This window comes from Pantoea sp. USHLN256, from assembly GCF_037149875.1.
Classification (GTDB): Bacteria; Pseudomonadota; Gammaproteobacteria; order Enterobacterales; family Enterobacteriaceae; genus Pantoea; species Pantoea nemavictus.
The window spans coordinates 81,291-100,982 of sequence record NZ_JBBCQO010000011.1 but is presented as its reverse complement, the minus strand read 5'-3'; the positions used below and the strand labels follow the sequence as shown (position 1 = coordinate 100,982).

Sequence of the window (19,692 nt, the reverse complement as noted above, 5' to 3'; positions counted from 1 at the left end):
GATAAGTTGGCTGAACGTGCCTTCTTCCCCTAATTTACGTAAATAATTCAAAAAGAACCACTCGGACGGAGCGGTATACTTGGCTTTTCTTTGCTCCATCCCAATCTGCATAAGGAATCAGACGATGATGAGTGAAAAAAAATCCCCTGTGACTTTCACAAAAAACGATGTAGAAATTATTGCACGCGAAACGCGTTACGATGGTTTTTTTTCCATTGTCAGCTACCGTTTCCGCCACCGTCGTTTTAATGGCGAAATGAGCGGTGAAGTGGTGCGCGAAGTTTTTGAGCGCGGACACGCCGCCGTGCTGCTACCCTATGATCCCTTACGTGACGAAGTGGTGCTGATCGAACAGATCCGCATTCCGGCTTTTGATTCCAGCCCAACGCCCTGGCTGCTGGAAATGGTGGCTGGGATTATCGAGCCCGGCGAAACGCCGGAAGATGTCGCACGGCGTGAGGCAATAGAAGAAGCCGGCCTCAAGGTTGGCCGTGTAAAACCGATAGTGAATTACTTAGCCAGCCCAGGCGGAACGTCTGAACGTTTGTCGGTGCTGGTGGGCGAAGTGGATGCCAGCCTGGCAGAGGGAAATCACGGGCTGGAGGAAGAGAATGAGGATATTCTTGTCCATGTAGTAAGCCGCGAACAGGCTTACCGATGGGTGGAAGAGGGGATTATTGATAACGCAGCATCTGTCATCGCCCTGCAATGGCTGGCGTTGCACCATGAAAAACTACGACAAGAGTGGAAGCTAAAATGAAACAGCGCTATACCCCTGACTTTCCCGAAATGATGCGTCTGTGCGAAACCAATTTCGCCCAGCTGCGTCGCCTGCTGCCGCGCAATGACGAGGCAGGTGCATCGGTGATCTATCAGGTGAATGGCGCCAGCTATCAGCTCACCATCGAAGAATCAACGCGTTACACCACGCTGGTTGAAGTGCGTCAGGTGGCACCCGCGGTGAGCTACTGGAGCCTGCCTTCTATGTCGGTGCGGCTCTACCATGATGCGATGGTCGCTGAAGTGTGTTCCACTAAACAGATCTACCGATTTAAAGCGCGCTATGATTATCCTAATAAAAAATTGCATCAGCGCGATGAAAAACATCAGATTAACCAATTCCTTGCGGATTGGTTGCGTTACTGCTTAGCGCACGGCGCTGTGGCTGTACCGGTCTGCTGATAGCGTGAAACGCAACAATGGCGTGGAGATTAAGGAAACGCTTTGGATAGCCTGCTAACTCTTCCTGCGGTAGATGGGTCTGGTATCAGGATTTTACAAATCACGGATACCCATCTTTTTGCAGGAAAACATCAATCGCTGCTTGGGGTGAACACCTGGTCGAGTTTTGCTGCAGTGCTGGATGCCATTGAGGCGCAGCAGCAGCATTACGATCTGATTATCGCCACTGGCGATCTCGCTCAGGATCATACCGTTGAAGCCTACCAGCACTTTGTAGCGGGCATTTCGCGTCTGCCAAAGCCTTGCGTCTGGCTACCGGGCAATCATGATTTTCAACCGGCGATGGTTGATACGCTGGCCGATGCGGGCATTAAATCGGACAAGCACGTTCTTTTAGGCGATCACTGGCAGTTAGTATTGCTGGATAGCCAGGTGTTCGGCGTGCCGCACGGCATGTTAAGTGAATATCAGCTGGAATGGCTGGATACCGCGCTGCGCAAATATCCGGAGCGCCATACTTTGGTGCTGCTGCATCATCATCCGCTGGCGTCGGGTTGTACCTGGCTGGATCAGCACAGCTTGCGCAATCCCCATCAGCTGGAAGCGGTACTGCAACACTTCCCGCGCGCACGGAATCTGGTGTGTGGCCATATCCATCAGGAACTCGATCTCGACTGGCATGGGCGCCGCGTCATGGCTTCACCCTCCACCTGCGTGCAGTTCAAACCCCATTGCACCAACTTCACTATTGATACGCTCGCCCCCGGCTGGCGCTGGTTTACCCTGCAGCCTGACGGTACGCTGGAAACCGAAGTGAACCGCTTGCAAAGCGACATGTTCCGTCCCGATCTTGATTCCGAGGGCTACTAAGCCATGGCGGCACTGATTTATCTGCACGGCTTCAACAGTTCTCCGCAATCGGCGAAAGCCACGCAGCTGCAGCAATGGCTTAGCGAACAGCATCCGCATATTCATGTCATGGTGCCACAATTACCGACCTTCCCGGCTGAAGCCGCCAGTATGCTGGAAGAGTTGGTGATGCAATATGCGGGTGAACCCCTTGGTCTGGTGGGATCGTCGCTCGGTGGCTATTTTGCCACCTGGCTGTCGCAATGTTTTATGTTGCCGGCGGTGGTGGTGAATCCCGCCGTGCGGCCGTTTGAGCTGCTGGTGGATTACCTGGGAGAAAATCGTAATCCCTACACCGGCCAGCAATATGTGTTAGAGTCTCGCCACATTTACGATCTGAAAGTGATGCAGATTGACCCTCTCGAAGCGCCTGATTTACTTTGGCTGCTGCAACAAACCGGCGATGAAATACTCGACTATCGCCAGGCGCTGGAGTATTACAGCGCATGCCGCCAGACGGTTGAAGAGGGCGGCAATCATGCCTATATCGGATTCGAACGCCATTTCGCACAAATAGTTGATTTTCTGGGATTAAATCCTCAGTAATGCTGTGAGATGGGGCCATTTTCCTATTGCCAATCAGACATATACGATGAGCCAATCAAGCTATAATGCCGATGCCATTGAGGTCCTGACCGGCCTTGAACCGGTGCGTCGTCGTCCGGGGATGTACACCGATACCACGCGCCCAAACCATTTGGGCCAGGAAGTGATCGATAACAGCGTCGATGAGGCGCTGGCCGGTCACGCCAAACGCGTGGAAGTGATTCTTCACGCCGATCAGTCGCTGGAAGTTATTGATGACGGTCGTGGCATGCCGGTGGATATCCATCCCGAAGAGGGCGTGCCTGCGGTTGAGCTGATTCTTTGTCGCCTGCATGCGGGTGGTAAATTCTCCAACAAAAACTATCAGTTCTCGGGCGGCCTGCACGGCGTGGGGATCTCGGTGGTTAATGCCTTATCAAAGCGCGTAGAAGTGACCGTGCGCCGTAACGGCGAAATTTATCAGATCGCCTTTGAAAACGGCGATAAAGTGCAGGATCTTACCGTTACCGGCACCGTCGGAAAGCGTAACACCGGCACTAGCGTGCACTTCTGGCCGGATGAGAGCTTCTTTGACAGCCCACGCTTCTCGGTTTCTCGTTTATCACACCTGTTAAAAGCGAAAGCAGTACTCTGCCCGGGTGTAGAAATTGTCTTTAAAGACAAGGTCAACGACACCGAACAAACGTGGATGTATCAGGATGGCCTGACAGATTATCTGTGCGAAGCCATCGACGGCTTGCCGACGCTGCCAGAAAAACCCTTCGTTGGCAGCTTTGCCGGTGACGTTGAAGCGGTGGATTGGGCGCTGCTGTGGCTGCCGGAAGGCGGTGAGCTGCTGACGGAAAGCTACGTCAACCTGATCCCGACCATGCAAGGCGGCACGCACGTCAACGGCCTGCGTCAGGGATTGCTGGATGCAATGCGCGAGTTCTGTGAATTCCGCAACATTCTGCCGCGTGGCGTGAAGCTCTCGGCGGAAGATATCTGGGATCGCTGTGCGTACGTGCTGTCGGTGAAGATGCAGGATCCACAATTTGCCGGTCAGACCAAAGAGCGCTTGTCATCACGTCAGTGTGCGGCGTTCGTCTCAGCCGTAGTAAAAGATGCCTTTAGCCTGTGGCTGAACCAGAACGTGCAGGCAGCTGAAATGCTGGCCGAGCTGGCGATCTCTAGCGCCCAGCGTCGTATGCGTGCCGCCAAGAAAGTGGTGCGAAAAAAGCTCACCAGCGGGCCGGCATTGCCTGGCAAGCTGGCTGACTGTACCGCGCAGGATCTGAACAAAACTGAACTGTTCCTCGTCGAAGGGGATTCTGCTGGCGGATCCGCCAAGCAGGCGCGCGATCGCGAATATCAAGCGATCATGCCGCTCAAGGGTAAGATCCTCAATACCTGGGAGGTCTCTTCAGACGAAGTGCTGGCCTCGCAGGAAGTGCATGATATTTCAGTGGCGATCGGTATCGATCCCGATAGCGAAGATTTGAGTCAGCTGCGTTATGGCAAAATCTGTATTCTGGCGGATGCGGATTCCGATGGTCTGCACATTGCCACCTTGCTCTGCGCGCTGTTTGTGAAGCATTTCCGCTCGCTGGTGCAGCACGGCCATGTCTACGTAGCGATGCCGCCGCTCTACCGCATCGATCTCGGCAAAGAAGTCTATTACGCGCTGGATGAAGATGAGAAAGAGGGCGTGCTGGATCAGCTCAAGCGCAAGAAAGGTAAGCCTAATGTGCAGCGCTTTAAAGGTTTGGGTGAGATGAACCCGCTGCAGCTGCGCGAAACCACGCTCGATCCCAATACGCGTCGTCTGGTCCAGCTCACGGTCAGTGACGAGGATGTCGATCAAACGCTGCGTGTGATGGATATGCTGCTGGCGAAGAAACGTTCGGAAGATCGCCGTAACTGGCTGCAAGAGAAAGGCGACTTAGCCGACCTCGAAGTGTAAAAATCAGGGACGCCGCGGCGTCCCTTCTTTTATGGCTGTAAGGCGTGTTTTACGCGTGCGATCACGTCGCTCCACTCTTCATCCTGCCCACGGGCAAACAGTCGCATCTGCGGGTACCACGGTGAATCCTCGCGACCCGCCAACCAGCGCCAGTCACGCGCCCATGCCGGTAGCAATACCCAGCAAGGTTTGCCCAGCGCACCCGCCAGATGAATCACCGAGGTATCCACCCCAATGATCAGATCCAGCTGTGAAATGACCGCAGCGGTATCCTGATAATTGGAGAAGCGGGCGCCATAAGGTTGCACCTGCGGGAAATCAATAACCTCCTCCTCGCCCGCGCCTTTTTGCAGGCTAATCCAATGCGTATTCGGCAGATCAAACAACGGCGCAAGTTGTGACAGGTGTGCAAGCGAGCGCTGGCTATCATTTTTATGTCCGCTCGATCCTTTCCACACAACACCGATTTTTTTGCCAGTTCCTGCAATCGGCCACTGTTCCTGCTGCTCAATTGAGCTGAACAAATAGGGATGTTCGGCACTAAAAGGCTGGGCGGAGTCGAGGAAATGCTGCGGCAAATCTAACAGCGAGCACCAATAATCGACTTTGGGCAGTGAATGCTGTTTATCTTCCCTAACCAGATAACCATCAACATGTGCTAGCGTCGCCATCAAGGGTTTGAGGGCGTTACTGCCCAGCATAAGCACCTTGTCAGCCTGCTTTTCCGTTTTCACCCGTGAGAGAAAACGACAGAACTGAATCTCATCTCCCAGTCCTTGCTCGGTGCGCACCAGCAGCGTTTTACCGCGCAGATCTTCGCCCTGCCAGTAAGGAAACGGCAGCGTAGGTAAGGAAAAGAAACGATCGGGATTATCTAACGCGTAACGAGCCTGATAATTACGCCAACCCGCGGAAAAATTGCCCTGTTGCAGCTGCACCATGCCAAGCGCATTACGGCAGCGGCGATCGCTGCGTCGTTCACGCAGCACCTGCTGCATCAGACTTTCGGCTTCCGGCAGCTGACCCATATGTGCCAGCAAGGTGCTTATGCCGTAGCGGGCTTCGGTATAATCCGGCTTGATATGTAGCGCCAGGCGATATTGTGCGAGTGCGGCGTGATAACGATGCTGTTTATGCAGCAGAATGGCGTAGTTATTGTGACACGCAGCGTAATGGGTATGTGCCTTAAGCGCAGCCTGGTAACAGGATTCTGCTTCAGAGAAACGCCCAGCGTCATAGTGGGTTAAACCTAAGCCATTCAGTAATCCGGCATCCTGCGGCGTCACTTTTAACGCGCGCTGATAGTAGCGCTGCGCCAGCTCCAGTTCACCGTTGCGTCGCGCCAGACGTGCGGCCTCATGCAGAAACCAGCTATCGTAAGGTACCAGCGTCAGGTGCGCACGGATCTTGCGCCAGGCTTCATCCTGTCGTCCTTGCTGCAGCAGCTGAGTTACTGCCTGCTGCTGACGTAGCTCGTTACTCATCCGAGGTTTATGGCGCATTATGTTATCCTGCCGCTGGTGAAAGTGGCGTAATCTACGGCAAAAGTTGCTGCTCAGGCGCTAAGACAGGTCTTGTTCTCAGGGAGATGGAAGAGTGAAAATCACGCTGGAAGAGTTACGCGCATGGGTGGCGGTAGTCGATACCGGTTCGATCACTGCGGCAGCGGAACAGTTAGAGCAAACCAGCTCCGGTATCAGCCGTGCGTTGAGTCGTCTGGAAGGCAAGCTGCAAACCACGCTCATGCATCGCACCACCAGACGTCTGGCGCTCACCGAAGAAGGGCTGATTTTTCTCGACCATGCGCGGCAGATTCTGGCTTCCGTTGAGCAGGCAGAAGAGCACATCGCCCAGCGTCGGGATATTCCTTCAGGACGGCTGCGCGTCAACGCTAATACGCCTTTCACGCTGCACGTGATTGTTCCGCTGGTAGCGGAATTCCGTGAGCGCTATCCGCAGATTCAGCTGGAACTGAACACGGATGACATTGTGATCGATCTGCTGGAACAGCAAACCGACATCGCCATCCGCATCGGCGAACTGCGAGATTCAACCCTACGTGCGCGTGTGCTCGGCAGCAGCGCCATCCGCCTATTAGCCAGTCCCAGCTATCTGGAAAAGTTTGGTGTCCCTGAAGATGTTGCGGCGCTGGCAAATCATCAACTGCTGGGTTTCAGTCAACTTGATGCCCATAACGTCTGGCCGGTGTGGCAGCGTGAAGGTGAGTTTTTGCGCATCAAACCCACGCTTTCGGCATCCAGCGGCGAGACGCTGCGCCAGCTGGCGTTAGCCGGACAAGGCATTGTGCGCTTATCTGATTTTGTCAGCCGCGAAGATCGTGTCAGTGGCCGCCTGGTGCAGGTTCTACCCGATGACACTCGCGAACTGCGCTTACCTATCCACGCTGTGTATTACCGCAACCAATCTCTCACTTCCCGCATTACCTGTTTTCTGGATTTTTTACGTGAAAAAATTCAGGAAAACCATCTGCTTTAGTCCTCTTCCTGACTCTTCCCTCACCATGTTTATTCTCCGGTATTTTCATTAAATAACCATTAATTCAATTAGTTAATGAGTTAATCCGTTTTTGGGCAACGTTTGGAATTATTTATTTCTTAACGGGACGTTTCTTATGTCTCGGAAATCTCTCTTTCCGGATTATGACGCTCACTTTGAGCCCACATCCGTGGGTTAAGCCAGGGAGATTGCTGCGCTTGTCCGCAATCGAGCAATCAAAATTTAATGTACGGAAGGGATTAACCATGAACGTTTCGCCCGTGAGTGTTGCTGTTATTGATAAAAAAACAATAACCAAGGCCGAAGTATTACGTACCGGCAAAGATGGCAAGGCGGCAAAAGTCCAGGCCATTACCAATGGCAAATATTTGCTGACCCAAAATAATGACGGTGTTGCGCCAGAAAACATTACCGTCAAGCGCGTAGGAAAGAATCTGTTAGTGATGCTGGAAGGCTCTGACGCTAACGATCCCGATCTGATTATCGAAGACTTTTTTGCCAAATCTGGCGCACTGGTCGGTAAAGCCGAAGATGGCGAAATGCATGAGTACGTCGCTACCGATGGCGATTCCGATCATGATGCTGCCGCGTTGGCTGATGGCGAAACCAGCTCGCTGGCCTTAGGCGAAGGAGCTTATGTTGATACCGCAGGCGGCTTTGATCTGGCCTCCGGCTTTGAATGGTCACCTGCGCTGATTGCGCTGGGTGGTTTAGCAGCCATTGCGGCGGCGGCTGGCCTTGGCTATGTGGCGGCGAAAGAGCAGTACCAGGACAGCAATAACGGCGGTAACGGCGGCGGTGATAACGGACAAGGCGGCGGCGGTAGCGGCGGCAGAGACGTACATGTTCCGGTCGTGAAAGGGCTATTCGATGACGTAGGCAGCATCACAGGTCCAATCGCCAAAGGTGGCAGAACGGATGATGTGACTCCAACGCTTAACGGTACGGGCTCTAAAGGTAATGTCATCGAGATTTGGGATGGCGAGAAGAAAATTGGCGAAACGACCGTCGGTGCAGACGGCACCTGGTCATTTACGCCAGGCACGGCGCTGGGCGCCGGCGAGCACAGCATCACTACGCGTGAACGTAATGAAAAGGGCGTGGTAAGTGAGAAAAGCGAAGCGTGGAAATTTATCGTTGATCTGACCGCACCCAATCACGGCACCATCGATAAGATGCTCGACGATAGCGCTAATCCAGCGAAAGAGATTAGCAACGGTGGCGTGACCAATGACAAAACGCCCGTTTTGTCTGGCAAGGCTGAAAAGGGCTCTACCGTCGAAATCTGGAAAGATGGCAAGTTGGTAGGTACGGCGAAAACCGACAGTGAAGGTAACTGGAAATTTATCAGCCCGGAGTTATCCGAAGGCAAGCATGATTTCAGCGCTGTGGTGGTTGATGAAGTAGGTAATAAAGGCCGACCATCGGACCCGTATATTGTTGAGATTGATACCACAGCGCCAGAAAATAAAGGCATCGGTAAAATCAGCGATGACGATGGTAAGCCCATCGAGAATGGCAACGAAACGGAAGACAGAACGCCTACCTTTGGCGGTGAAGGTGAGAAGGGTGAAATCATCACCATCATCGATAACGGCAAGCCAATTGGTAGCACCATTGTTGGCGATGACGGCTCATGGACTTTCACACCAGAAAAACCTATTGATAACGGCGAGCATGAATTCCAGATTATCGTAAAGGATCCCGCCGGCAACGAATCTGAGCTGTCTGATAAAGTCATTATCGATATTAAAGATCCGGAAGGTCCCGTAAATCCGGGTGAAGTGATCCCCGATCCGAACGTGCCCGTAACCGGTAGCATTGAGGCCCTGTTCAAAGATAATAATCCAGGAGGCACGAAATTCTTGGTAGGTAATCATATCTCTAATGACACCACGCCAATTATCGAAGGTAAGGGAGTTGCAGGGGATACCGTTTATCTGTGGGTTACCGGTTCTAAAGGCCACACCTACTACTCCACGACTATAGGTGCTGATGGTAAATGGAGTTTTACCTTCCCGGAACTGGCTGAAGATAAGTACAAGCTTGAGGCCGCTTTCAAGGATGCTGATGGTGTCGTAACCGCAAAAACACCTGTTTTTGATTTTGAAATCGATATTACGCCGCCGCCGCGACCAATCCCTAAAATTGATGGGGTCGATTTTGATGAATTAGGATTATCCGATTTGTTGTCAGATCAAGGTCATTCTCTGTTTAGCGATCAGCAGGAAGAGAGTGTTCTACTTCACGATTTGAAAGCAATGTTGCTAAATGATATTTCGTTCAGCGCTGATGCCAGCGGAAATAGTGCCTCGGGTGTATTGGCTGCGAATAGTTCAGCGAATAATAGTGCTCATCAAATGAATGAGCTCCTTGATCAGATATCACACGACTAATTATTGAGATAAAGAGAAACAGGTATCCTTTGATACCTGTTTTCCGGAGTTATTATGAAAAATAAATCTATGATGATATTGGCTGCATTTGCGTCATTGTCAGTAATGACAGTATGCAATGTGCAAGCACAAAATAATTTTGGCCAGGTTTGGCGTTCAATGCCTGCCGCAGCGGCTGATCAAGTACGGATTGTTTATTATCGTCCAGCAGATGCTGTAAGTAATTCACCGGCAAATATTTATGTGGATGGTGAATTCCAGACTTCATTGCTTGCCGGTGGATACAGTACTTTCTGTTTAAGCCCAGGCGTGCATTCGCTGGGAAGTTTTACCAATGATGCGCCATCGTATCAGGGCAAGCAGCAGCAACCGTGGCGCGATAATCTGGCAGCCGGAAAAACCTACTATATTCGCGCTAGCCTGGATGGATCGGGTCGTCCATTAGTGACCAGTACCACAGACGCGCAGCAGCAATTGGTTGGCACTCGCCAGCAAACGCATTTGTTGTCACGTGCTTCATCGGTTGTTGCTTGTCAGCAAGGCACAACACAGTCTTATGATAACTATACATTTTCATCAGACCTGCTGTTTAAATTTGCTAGCGCGAACAGTGATGATATTTCCGATGAAGGCCGCAGGGCTATTCAACAATTTACTGCCATGCTGAAGCAGCAATCCAACATGCAGGCGCATATCGTTGTATCTGGTTTCACCGATCCTATTGGTGATGAAGAGAGCAACATGAAATTGGGCCAGCGTCGTGCTGATGCGATTAAGAAATTACTGGTCAATAATGGCCTGTCCAGTGCCAATATTTCTTCTCAAAGTATGGGAGAAAGCCAGGTATCTAAACAGTGTCAGGGGACGCGTAAAGAGCTGGTCGCCTGCTATGCAAGTGAGCGTCGCGTTATTATCAGTGTAGAAAATAAATAACACTCCTGTAATTTTCTTATTATTAACCAAAGGCCTTCCGATATTATTCGGAGGCCATTTATTTTAAATCTAACCTTCTGGTTGTGAAATTATTAGCGTTCGGGATTTGAGACATGTCCTGTGTAACGAATTACGCTAACCAGGAGAAAATTATTTCGTTCCGGAGGGATATCCGGAGTCCGATAATCACACCTTGAAAGGAATATAATCATGGCGAAAAATATTTTTAACGACGTCCCACCGCCGGAATATCCAGCGATTATTATTAATACTAAAAACTCCGCTTACAAATGGGAAAGTCAGGAAACCGGTGAGCCCTATGGCCTGGCTGAAATCGTCATTGATGGTTACTCCAAGACCATTGAGCTGGGTGCCGATGGTAAATGGAGCTATGATCCAACGTCAGTATGGGAAAGTGGTAAATGGGCGGAAGGTGAACACGTTATTCAGGTGCGAACCTTTGATGCCGGCGGTAACGATGGCCCACCTCTGCTGTACATTTTAAACGTTGATAACACCCCACCTGCAGCGCCTGAGATTTGGCGTGTTGTGGACAATACCGGTAGCGACATGGGTAACCTGACGCCGGGCCAAACCAGTGATGAACGTAAACCTGTCATCTCGGGTGTGGCTGAGCCGGAATCCATGGTTTATCTCTATGATAAAGATGGCACCACGCCGATTGGCGAAGCGCGTGCAGACAAAATGGGTTCATGGACCATCACTCCTGAACTGGGCGATGGCGACCATATCCTGACCGTCACTTCGCAGGATGCGGCGACCAATACCAGCGTCAAGTCAACCCCATTCAATATGACGATCAGCGGTGGCGCTGTGGTCTTTGCCGAAAAAGGAGTGGCTGAAGCCTCTGAAGTCGCAAACGAGACTGCTGGAGTGGGCACTTTTGAGGAGAGCAAAGATTCCCTGACCACACCACGCACCTATTACAGCAGTGGCAAATTGGAACTTGGAGGTAACACCGGCGAAGGATTCGTTAAGGTGCAGGTCGCGATTGGTGATTATGCTCACACTTTCTATGCTGACGCTGAGGGCAAATGGAATTTCACCGGATTCCCGGAGCTGCCAGACGGCATTTATGTCTATCAAGTGCGCTACTGCGATCTGGGCGATAACTGGGGTGAGCCGCTGCAACAGATCTATGTGATCGATAGCTCTCTACCGGAAAAACCGCAAATCATGCGCGTGATTGATGACAACGGGGCAACGGATTGGCTGACATCAGGTCAGTATACCAATGACACAACCCCAACCATCAGCGGTGTGGCTGCGCCAGGCTCGACAGTTTATATCTACGATATCAACTCAAATGAGATCGGTTCTATGACCGTAGGCGCAGATGGCCGCTGGACCTTTACCACCCCAGAGCTGACTGGTGATGACACGCATGCATTTACTGCGGCGTATAAAGATCGTCACGGTCGTATGAGCCCTAAATCCGATAACTTCGTTATCAAGTTAGATACCTCTGTTCCGGTTGATCCGAAAGTGGAGAAGGTTTGGGATGATGAAGGAACCGTGGGAGAAGTGGAATCAGGTAAGGCCACTGATGACAAAACGCCAATTATGTCAGGCGTGGGCACAGCGGGTTCCACAGTGCGTATCTGGGAAGGCGATAAAGTCATTGCCAGCACCATCGTTGACCAGCAAGGCCGGTGGGAAATCGTCCTGCCAGAACAGGAAGACGGTACCCACAATCTGCGCATTGATGCGGTGTCGAAAGGCGGTACCGAGTCAGCTGGTTCAGATAATTTCCAGCTGGTGGTTGATTCAAAAATGCTGCCACCGACGCAAATTGACGAAGTGATTGCCAATAACGGTCCAGAGGATGTCGTCATTAACGACGGTGACGCCACCGGCGATGCAACCCCGGTTCTGCGTGGTAAAGGTAATGATGGCGAAATCATTATCATCTCTGATAACGGCAAACCTATTGGCTCAACGGTAGTTGAAAACGGCGAGTGGGAGTTTGAAATCCCTGAGGCTGACAAGCTTGACGACGGCGAGCATAAGTTAGTGGTTCGCGTTGTAGATCCAATAACGGAAAAGAGCTCCGGCGATTCTGATCCGGTGACTATCGTGGTTGATACCAAAGCACCAGAGAAACCTTCTGAACCGACCATCATCGATCACGAAGGTGACAACGCAGGTCAGATTGTTGCGCCGGGTGAACCGATTGACGATAGCCGTCCGGAGTTTGGTGGTAAGGATGCAGACAAAGACGATACCGTAAAAATCATCATTCGCGATGAAAACGGTAATGACACAGTAATTGGTACGACTATCGTTGGTGAAGGTGGCGAATGGACCATTCGTCCAGAAGAGCCAATCCCTGATGGTGACTACGAAGTTATCGTTGTCATCACCGATCCAGTGGGTAATGAATCTGAAGAATCGGACCCGATTGATCTGATTATCGATACCAAAGAGCCAGGTGCATTAACCGATTTGGTTCTGACCGATAACGTTGGCTTAATTACCGGACGTATTGAAAATGGCACTGAGACCGACGATGACAAACCTGTTCTGACGGGTAAAGGTCAGGATGGCACCAAGGTCATCATTTACGATGGTGAAAAAGAAATCGGCAGTGCCATCGTTAAGAACGGTGAGTGGTCATTTGAGCTGCCACAGCTTGCAGAAACTGCTCATAGCATCAAAGTTCAGCCAGTGAGCGGCTCAGGTAAGCGAGGCGAAATCGTTGACGTAGCTGATTTCATTGTCGATACCTCAATACCGACCTCTGGCACCTTTGACAGCGTTCATGCTGACAATAAATTAGATCCAATTACTAAGCTGCCTGTAGAAAGGGATGCGACGGAGGGACCTGGTGAAGTCAATGACCAGACCTTGATCATGCGCGGTACCGGTACCGATGGAGACCTGGTAATCGTTTATGGTGATCAGGCACGTACCAACATCATCGGCAGTACCACGGTAGAAAACGGGGTGTGGAGGCTGGATACGGAGAAACTGCCTGAGGCTTGGTACAACTTTACCGCAAGCTTCTTTGATAAAGCGGGTAACGAGTTGGCGATTGACGCAGACTTTAAGGTTAAAGTCGATATCACTCCGCCAAAGAGGCCAGACCCTGTTCCAGCTAGCATCAATGAACTGGAAGAAGAAGATTTGATGCACATGTCACTGAACGACATTATTGCTAACAGCAATGATTCACTGTTCATCGACAACGGCAAAACGCAGCTGGTGGTATCTGAGAAAGCCGGTAAGGAAGTGACGCTGGAAGACATCCTGCCGAAAGGTGAAGATGTGAATAACTGGAGCCAGGCGAACGGCACCGTAACCGTGGCAGGCGTTGAGTATGACGTTTACCAGAATAACGGTGGTGATGCGGAAGTGCTGGTACAGCACAGCCTGATCCAGGAGCAGCAGCACTAATCTCTGATTAGCTGCTAAACAAAAACCCCAATCGAAAGATTGGGGTTTTTTTATGCTTGATGCGGATACGAAAAATGAATCACTGACCTATTTCTTTGCGTCTTCCAGCACCAGAATTTTCACATCAACCACTTCATCTTTAATGATTTCGCGATGCGCATCCATATGCGGCATTTGCTGATGCTGCTCCAGATGGCGCAGTGATTCCCACAACTCCAGCATAAAAATCGAGTCTGGCGAATTCTGTTTCCACGGCACCTGCGCCTGATGATCCACCAGCGCATCGTATTGATGGCAGCCATCTTCTTCCAGCACGGTTGGAATCAGTTTATTAATAGCATCCAGCACCACCTGACGGCGGCCTGGCTTCACACAAATCTCTGCGACGACGGTTAACATAATGCTTCCTCTTTTCCCTGGGTGCTTACAGTTAAGCAAAGATCTGGCTGAGATGAGTCCGATAACGCTCAATATCGCGTGGCACATCCGGCATCTTAATCACATCGTTACAAATAAAGGTCGGCAGAGCTTCCATCCCGAGGAACTGGTTGGCTTTATGGAAGTGTAGATACAAGCCATCTACACCCACGCCTTCGAAGAACTGCTCTGGATCGTTAAACGCTTCCAGCGGTGCGTTCCAGGTCAAAGACAACATGTATTTTTTGCCCTGAATCAAGCCGCCCGAACCGTACTTTTTACCGGCATCGCTGCGCGTGCGGCCATCGCTGGCATACAGTGAACCGTGACCTTCGGTGAAGACGTCATCGATGTACTTTTTCACTGTCCACGGTTCGCCCATCCACCAGCCTGGCATCTGATAAATCACCACATCGCTGTCGAGATATTTCTGCACTTCTTCAGTCACGTTGTAATCGCTATCGGCAAGGGTGACTTGCACCTGGTGGCCGAGGTCGCGCAGTTGGCTGGCCGCCACGTCGGTTAACGTATGATTCAGCTCGCCTTTCGAATGGGCAAAGGTTTTTCCGCCGTCGATAATTAAAATATTGCTCATGTTTCGCTCCGTTTCTCGTTGATGGCGCACACTCTACGCGCGTGCGGGAGAGAGAAAAATGCGTGATTGATCACAACACTTTTGCGAATACAGCAATAATGCGCCCGCTTATGAAACAATCTGCGCGCAAACTAACATCAACTCGAAAAAGAAGAAGCCATGAAAACCGCGATACTGAGTGCATTACTTCTGGTGACCGGCGCTGCTCAGGCGCAATCCCACCTTGATGAAATCCGTGCCAGCAAAACCTTAAAAGTCTGTACCACCGGCGATTACAAACCTTACAGCTATCTGCGCAGCGATGGCCAATATGAAGGGCTGGATATCAGCATGGCGCAATCGCTGGCCGCCAGCCTTGGCGCTAAAGTGCAATGGGTGCCGACCACCTGGAAAACCCTAAGCGATGATTTTGTGGCGAAGCAATGTGATATCGCCTTGGGCGGCGTCTCGGTTACGCTGAAGCGTCAGCAGATTGCCTGGTTTGCCCAGCCGCTCGGCGTGGATGGTAAAATTCCGCTGGTGCGCTGCGATGACAAAGCGAAATATCAAACGGTTGAACAAATCAACCAGGCCAGCGTGCGGGTCATTGAACCGGCCGGCGGCACCAATGAAGCCTTCGTGCACAGCCATCTGCCGCAGGCGACGCTGCACCTGGCCGATAACGTCGGCATTTTCCAGCATCTGGTGGATAACAAAGCCGATGTGATGATCACCGATGCGTCTGAAGCACTGTTCCAGCAAAAGCACTATCCAACGCTGTGCGCGATCAATCCGGATAAGCCGATGCAGTACGGCGAGAAGGCGTACATGATCCCGCGCGATGATATGAGCTGGAAGCTGTATGTCGATCAGTGGCTGCATCTCAGCACCGCCACCGGCGAATATGCACAGATTGCCGGACAATGGTTAGGGGTGATTAAGTAAAAAAAATGCGCGATAAATCGCGCCGCTACGGTTTTGTGCACTGTTTGGGCACAATCCTCAATACGTGCACTTACTGTAGCGGCGCAATTTATTGCGCAAGGTAGCATAACGATCAGTACAAACTCGCCTTACCCAATCCACCAAACAGATTCATTTTGTAGCGAATCACCGCTTTCGCGGCAGTAATCGCATCCGGATAAATCACGTTCGGATCCCACCAGGTCTCACGCGCCAGAATTTCACGCAGCTTATTGAAATAGGCAAATTTCATATCGCTGGAAATATTGATTTTACCCACCCCAAGCGTCACCGCTTCAGCGATCTCCGCATCCGGATTAGCTGAACCGCCATGCAGCACCAGCGGAATGGTTACGCGCTGTGAAATGTCTCGCAGAATATGCATCTGCAGCTCCGGCTTCATATTCTTTGGATAGATGCCGTGCGCGGTACCAATCGCCACCGCCAGCGTATCCACGCCGGTGCGCTGCACAAAATCCTCCGCCTGCGCCGGTTCGGTGTAGATCACTTTACTCACGCCGCCTTCCACAGAAGTACCGGTATCGCCGATGGTGCCGAGTTCACCTTCTACCGACACCCCCACCGCGTGCGCTAGCTTAACCACCTCTTTGGTCAGCGCCACGTTCTCTTCATAGGGCAGCAGCGAACCATCGATCATCACCGAAGTAAAACCGCACTGAATGGCGCGCAACACCTGGGCGATAGACGCGCCATGATCGAGGTGGAGGGTAAACGGCACTTTGCTTTTTAGCGTGCGTTCACGCACATAGCCAAAGAACGCATCGGTGACAAACTCCAGCTCGCTCGGGTGGATGGAAATTATCGCGGGCGTGTTTGTGGCTTCGGCTTCTTCCACTACCGCACGGATAAAGCAGCTGTCCGCCACATTAAAAGCGCCAATCGCATAACGGTGTTCACGAGTCGGTGCCAACATCTCTTTCATTGAAATCAACATGTTAATTTTTCCTCAGCGTGATGTTTACCGGAGCCGACGCGCGCGCCGACCCGATGATGGAGAGTGATAAGGTGATTTTTAAAACCGGGTGCGCCTAAATGCGCACCGTACAATGTAGGGTCGCCATTAATGGCGACCGCCAGCCAGCGCCGTCGCTAAACCTTGCCCGCCGAGCCCGACCAGCTCAGATACTCAACCACCACTTCGCGGCAGGCGGACTCCATCAGCGCAAGGAGATCGGCGAGCTCGGCGTGGGGGTGCTGTTTCAGCGCCTGTTCGACCGCCATTTTCCCGGCATCAAACACCGCCGCGCCGACGTTAATCTTGGCGACGCCAAACTCGCTCACGCGGCGAATATCCTCGGCCGGCGTGCCCGAACCGCCATGCAGCGCCAGCGGTCGGGTGGAAACCGCCTGCAGCTCCTGCAAGCGCTGGAAATCAATCTTTGGCTTTACGCCCGCCGGATAAAGCCCGTGCGCCGTGCCGACTGAAATCGCCAGCAGATCGATATCGGTCTGCTCGATAAACGGCAGCACATCCGCCACCTGCGTCATCTTTACCGAAGCATCCGCCAGCGCGTAGGTGGGCGCATCGGCGATATGCCCTAACTCGCCTTCCACGCAAACGCCGGCGGTGTGCGCCATCTTTACCACCGCGGCGGTCTGGCGAATGTTCTCGGCAAGTGGCTCCGATGAGGCATCAATCATCAAGCCGGTAAAACCGGCGCGAAACGCCTGACCAATCAGCGGAAACGCTTTGCCGTGATCGAGTGCCAGCGCCACCGGCACGCGGGCGGTATCGGCCAGCGCTTTGACTAACGGCACTGCGATCGCTGGCGGAAAGTGCGCGCTATGCCCCTGATAAACATTGAGGATCAGCGGGGCGCGCTGCTGTTCGGCGGCCTGAATGGCGGCGCGCGCCGTTTCAAGGTTGAAGCAGTTAATCGCCAGCACCGCGTAGCGCTGTTGGGCAGCGGCCTGAATCAGGTCATTCATCATGGCAAACATGGTGGCTCCTTATTCCAGAGTGAATTTGATCTCTTCATCGCGGACGCCTGGGGCTTCCACGTCATCGAACTCTTCATCTGCCTGGGTGACCGGTTTTTTCAGCACCGCCAGCATCACCCCGCACACCGTGGTACCGATGCCGAGCGCTAAGCAGAACAGCCAGGGTTTAGTGAACAGCGGCACCACAAACATCCCGCCGTGCGGCACCGGTGCGCCCACGCCCCACACCATAATCAGCCCTCCGGCGAGGGCGGAGGCCACCACGCAGCTGCCAACCACGCGGAACAGGTCACGCGCCGCAATCGGAATCACCCCTTCGGTAATCATGCAGATGCCCATCGGGAAGGCGGCTTTCAGCGCCTCTTTTTCCGCTTTGGTGTACTTGTTGCGACTCAGCAGATACGACAGCGTGATGCCGAACGGCGGAATCATCGAGCCGACAAACTTCACCGCTTCCGGCCCGTAAATGCCGTCAACCAGCATGCCGTCGGCGAACAGCGACATGGTCTTATTCACCGGCCCACCGAAGTCGAAGGTGGCCATCGCGCCCAGAATCGCGCCCATCACAAACTTCGAGCCGCCCTGCATCGACTCCAGCAGCGCAATCAGCGCCTTTTGCAGCCAGACAATCGGCTGGCCGATAAAGGTCATCATTAGCAGCCCCGCAATGATGGTGCTGAGCACCGGCAGCACCATAATCGGCATTAAGCCCTGCATCGATTTCGGCAACCTGATGGTGCGGCGCAGCAGCAGCACCGTGTAACCCACGAGGAAGCCACCGAGAATGCCGCCGATAAAACCGGTGCCGATCTGTCCGCAGATAAAGCCGACAATCAGGCCGGGCGCAAAACCGGGACGATCGGCGATCGAGTAGGCGATCGCTGCGCTGATCAGCGGCACGATCAAGCCCATGCCCCAGCCGCCAATCTGATTGAGCATCCAAGCGAGGCTACCGGTCTGTTTGCCGACATCCGGCCCGCCGATCACCTGGCCGAGCGCGATACAGATCCCAGCGGCAACGATCAGCGGGATCATCCAGGAGATGCCGGTGAGCAGATGCCCTTTGATCTCCTGGCCGTACTGGCGTTTGTTATCACTCATGCTGGATCTCCTCAGGCGCGCGCCAGTGAATCCGCCACTTTTTCGAGGAATTTAACCGGTGACTTGATCACCACTTCGGTTTTCACTCGCACAATGGGTTTGCCCTGAAAGCGCTCCTCGCCTTTAATCTTCACGTCGACGGCGAGGATCACCACGTCAGCGGCGGCAATCTCCTCCGCCGTCAGCGGTGTTTCGGTGCCGATGGTGCCCTGCGTTTCCACGTGGATGGTGTGGCCCAACGCGTGGGCCCCCTTAATCAGTTTTTCGCGCGCAATATAGGTATGCGCGATGCCTGCCGTGCAGGCCGCTACACAGACGATATTCATGTGTCACCTCAGAGAGTTAGGCGGTTAACAGAGGTCGGTTTCGGCGTACTGACTAAACAGCCGGATGATATTGCTGGCATCGTTTTCCACCAGCAGTTGGGCTATCACCTCATCATCGGCCAGCGCGCTGGCCACCTGCGACAACAGGCGAATATGGGTGGTGTTCTGATCTTCCAGCCGCACCGCGAACAGGATGATGCAGCGCACCTGGCTGCCATCCAGCGTTTCCCACGGAATGTCATGTTGGGTGCGGCCGATGGCGAGTGTGGTTTGTTTCACCGCCGCAGATTTACCGTGCGGGATGGCAATGTGGTTTTCGAAGCCGGTAGAACCTTCGGCTTCGCGCAGCCAGACGTCCTCAATAAAGGCGGCGCGGTCGCTGATGGCGCCGTCGTGGTAGAGCAAATCGGTCAGCTCAAGAATCGCTTCTTCTTTGCTGGTGGCGGTCAGCGCCAGGTTAACGCGGCGCGGCGTCAGAATGCGGGAAATATCCATGGTGAATCCTCA

At 52.7% G+C, this 19,692-nt stretch carries 18 protein-coding genes; 10 read left to right on the top strand and 8 right to left on the bottom strand.

Going from position 1 to position 19,692, the window contains the following annotated elements; translation table 11 throughout:
* Window positions 1-124 precede the first annotated feature (124 nt).
* The 5 genes from nudF to parE are packed head-to-tail and all read left to right on the top strand — an operon-like array spanning window position 125 to window position 4,579.
* The gene (gene nudF / locus WFL93_RS20625) at window positions 125-760 is read left to right on the top strand and encodes an ADP-ribose diphosphatase (RefSeq protein WP_049850617.1); all 636 of its coding nucleotides are present in this window, start codon (window positions 125-127) and stop codon (window positions 758-760) included.
* Window positions 757-1,182 carry a DUF1249 family protein gene (locus WFL93_RS20620; protein WP_008103400.1) on the top strand — a complete coding sequence of 142 codons (426 nt, stop codon included), beginning with the start codon at window positions 757-759 and terminating at the stop codon, window positions 1,180-1,182. The genes nudF and WFL93_RS20620 overlap by 4 nt, the downstream gene beginning before the upstream one ends.
* Before the next feature lie 42 nt (window positions 1,183-1,224).
* Complete coding sequence (gene cpdA, locus WFL93_RS20615; RefSeq protein ID WP_009127687.1) at window positions 1,225-2,052, top strand: 3',5'-cyclic-AMP phosphodiesterase; 828 nt, start codon at window positions 1,225-1,227, stop codon at window positions 2,050-2,052.
* A gap of 3 nt (window positions 2,053-2,055) precedes the next feature.
* Window positions 2,056-2,637, top strand: coding sequence for an esterase YqiA (gene yqiA / locus WFL93_RS20610; RefSeq protein ID WP_009127689.1), 582 nt, complete (start codon window positions 2,056-2,058; stop codon window positions 2,635-2,637).
* A gap of 46 nt (window positions 2,638-2,683) precedes the next feature.
* Window positions 2,684-4,579, top strand: coding sequence for a DNA topoisomerase IV subunit B (gene parE / locus WFL93_RS20605; RefSeq protein ID WP_009127691.1), 1,896 nt, complete (start codon window positions 2,684-2,686; stop codon window positions 4,577-4,579).
* Window positions 4,580-4,608: 29 nt separating this feature from the next.
* Here parE and WFL93_RS20600 read toward each other — a convergent pair whose 3' ends face one another.
* Complete coding sequence (locus tag WFL93_RS20600; protein WP_336778937.1) at window positions 4,609-6,081, bottom strand: tetratricopeptide repeat-containing glycosyltransferase family protein; 1,473 nt, start codon at window positions 6,079-6,081, stop codon at window positions 4,609-4,611.
* A gap of 94 nt (window positions 6,082-6,175) precedes the next feature.
* Between WFL93_RS20600 and WFL93_RS20595 the strand changes: the two genes are divergently transcribed.
* The 4 genes from WFL93_RS20595 (at window position 6,176) to WFL93_RS20580 (ending at window position 13,842) form a co-directional block, all read left to right on the top strand.
* Entirely contained in the window at window positions 6,176-7,075 is a 900-nt protein-coding gene (locus WFL93_RS20595; protein ID WP_336778936.1) for a LysR substrate-binding domain-containing protein, read from the top strand.
* A 266-nt stretch (window positions 7,076-7,341) separates the two neighbouring features.
* A complete protein-coding gene (locus tag WFL93_RS20590) occupies window positions 7,342-9,492 on the top strand; it encodes an Ig-like domain-containing protein (protein ID WP_336778935.1) in 2,151 nt (716 codons plus the stop codon).
* Window positions 9,493-9,546: 54 nt separating this feature from the next.
* The gene (locus WFL93_RS20585; protein ID WP_336778934.1) at window positions 9,547-10,425 is read left to right on the top strand and encodes an OmpA family protein; all 879 of its coding nucleotides are present in this window, start codon (window positions 9,547-9,549) and stop codon (window positions 10,423-10,425) included.
* Window positions 10,426-10,635: 210 nt separating this feature from the next.
* Window positions 10,636-13,842 (top strand): Ig-like domain-containing protein, encoded by a 3,207-nt coding sequence (locus WFL93_RS20580; protein WP_336778933.1) that lies wholly within the window; start codon window positions 10,636-10,638, stop codon window positions 13,840-13,842.
* 87 nt (window positions 13,843-13,929) lie between these two features.
* On the opposite strand, the gene WFL93_RS20575 is transcribed toward WFL93_RS20580, so the two are convergent.
* Both WFL93_RS20575 and WFL93_RS20570 read right to left on the bottom strand, forming a co-directional pair.
* The gene (locus WFL93_RS20575; protein ID WP_049850625.1) at window positions 13,930-14,241 is read right to left on the bottom strand and encodes a putative quinol monooxygenase; all 312 of its coding nucleotides are present in this window, start codon (window positions 14,239-14,241) and stop codon (window positions 13,930-13,932) included.
* A 31-nt stretch (window positions 14,242-14,272) separates the two neighbouring features.
* Window positions 14,273-14,854 (bottom strand): NAD(P)H-dependent oxidoreductase, encoded by a 582-nt coding sequence (locus WFL93_RS20570; RefSeq protein WP_009127707.1) that lies wholly within the window; start codon window positions 14,852-14,854, stop codon window positions 14,273-14,275.
* Window positions 14,855-15,013: 159 nt separating this feature from the next.
* Here WFL93_RS20570 and WFL93_RS20565 point away from each other — a divergent pair, with 159 nt between their 5' ends.
* Window positions 15,014-15,778: a transporter substrate-binding domain-containing protein gene (locus tag WFL93_RS20565; RefSeq protein WP_336778932.1), complete on the top strand. Its 765-nt coding sequence runs from the start codon at window positions 15,014-15,016 to the stop codon at window positions 15,776-15,778.
* A 112-nt stretch (window positions 15,779-15,890) separates the two neighbouring features.
* Here the strand turns inward: WFL93_RS20565 and WFL93_RS20560 are convergent, their stop codons facing one another.
* The 5 genes from WFL93_RS20560 to WFL93_RS20540 all read right to left on the bottom strand — a co-directional run bounded on the left by WFL93_RS20560 (window position 15,891) and on the right by WFL93_RS20540 (window position 19,680).
* Window positions 15,891-16,751, bottom strand: a complete 861-nt coding sequence (locus tag WFL93_RS20560; protein WP_336778931.1) for a ketose-bisphosphate aldolase — start codon at window positions 16,749-16,751, stop codon at window positions 15,891-15,893.
* Window positions 16,752-16,906: 155 nt separating this feature from the next.
* On the bottom strand, window positions 16,907-17,758 hold the full coding sequence (locus WFL93_RS20555) for a class II fructose-bisphosphate aldolase (protein ID WP_049850627.1): 852 nt from the start codon (window positions 17,756-17,758) through the stop codon (window positions 16,907-16,909).
* 9 nt (window positions 17,759-17,767) lie between these two features.
* Window positions 17,768-18,859 carry a PTS fructose transporter subunit IIC gene (locus WFL93_RS20550; protein WP_049850628.1) on the bottom strand — a complete coding sequence of 364 codons (1,092 nt, stop codon included), beginning with the start codon at window positions 18,857-18,859 and terminating at the stop codon, window positions 17,768-17,770.
* Window positions 18,860-18,870: 11 nt separating this feature from the next.
* Window positions 18,871-19,185, bottom strand: coding sequence for a PTS fructose transporter subunit IIB (locus WFL93_RS20545; RefSeq protein ID WP_009127717.1), 315 nt, complete (start codon window positions 19,183-19,185; stop codon window positions 18,871-18,873).
* Window positions 19,186-19,209: 24 nt separating this feature from the next.
* A complete protein-coding gene (locus WFL93_RS20540; RefSeq protein ID WP_009127719.1) occupies window positions 19,210-19,680 on the bottom strand; it encodes a PTS sugar transporter subunit IIA in 471 nt (156 codons plus the stop codon).
* Between the last annotated feature and the right edge of the window lie 12 nt (window positions 19,681-19,692).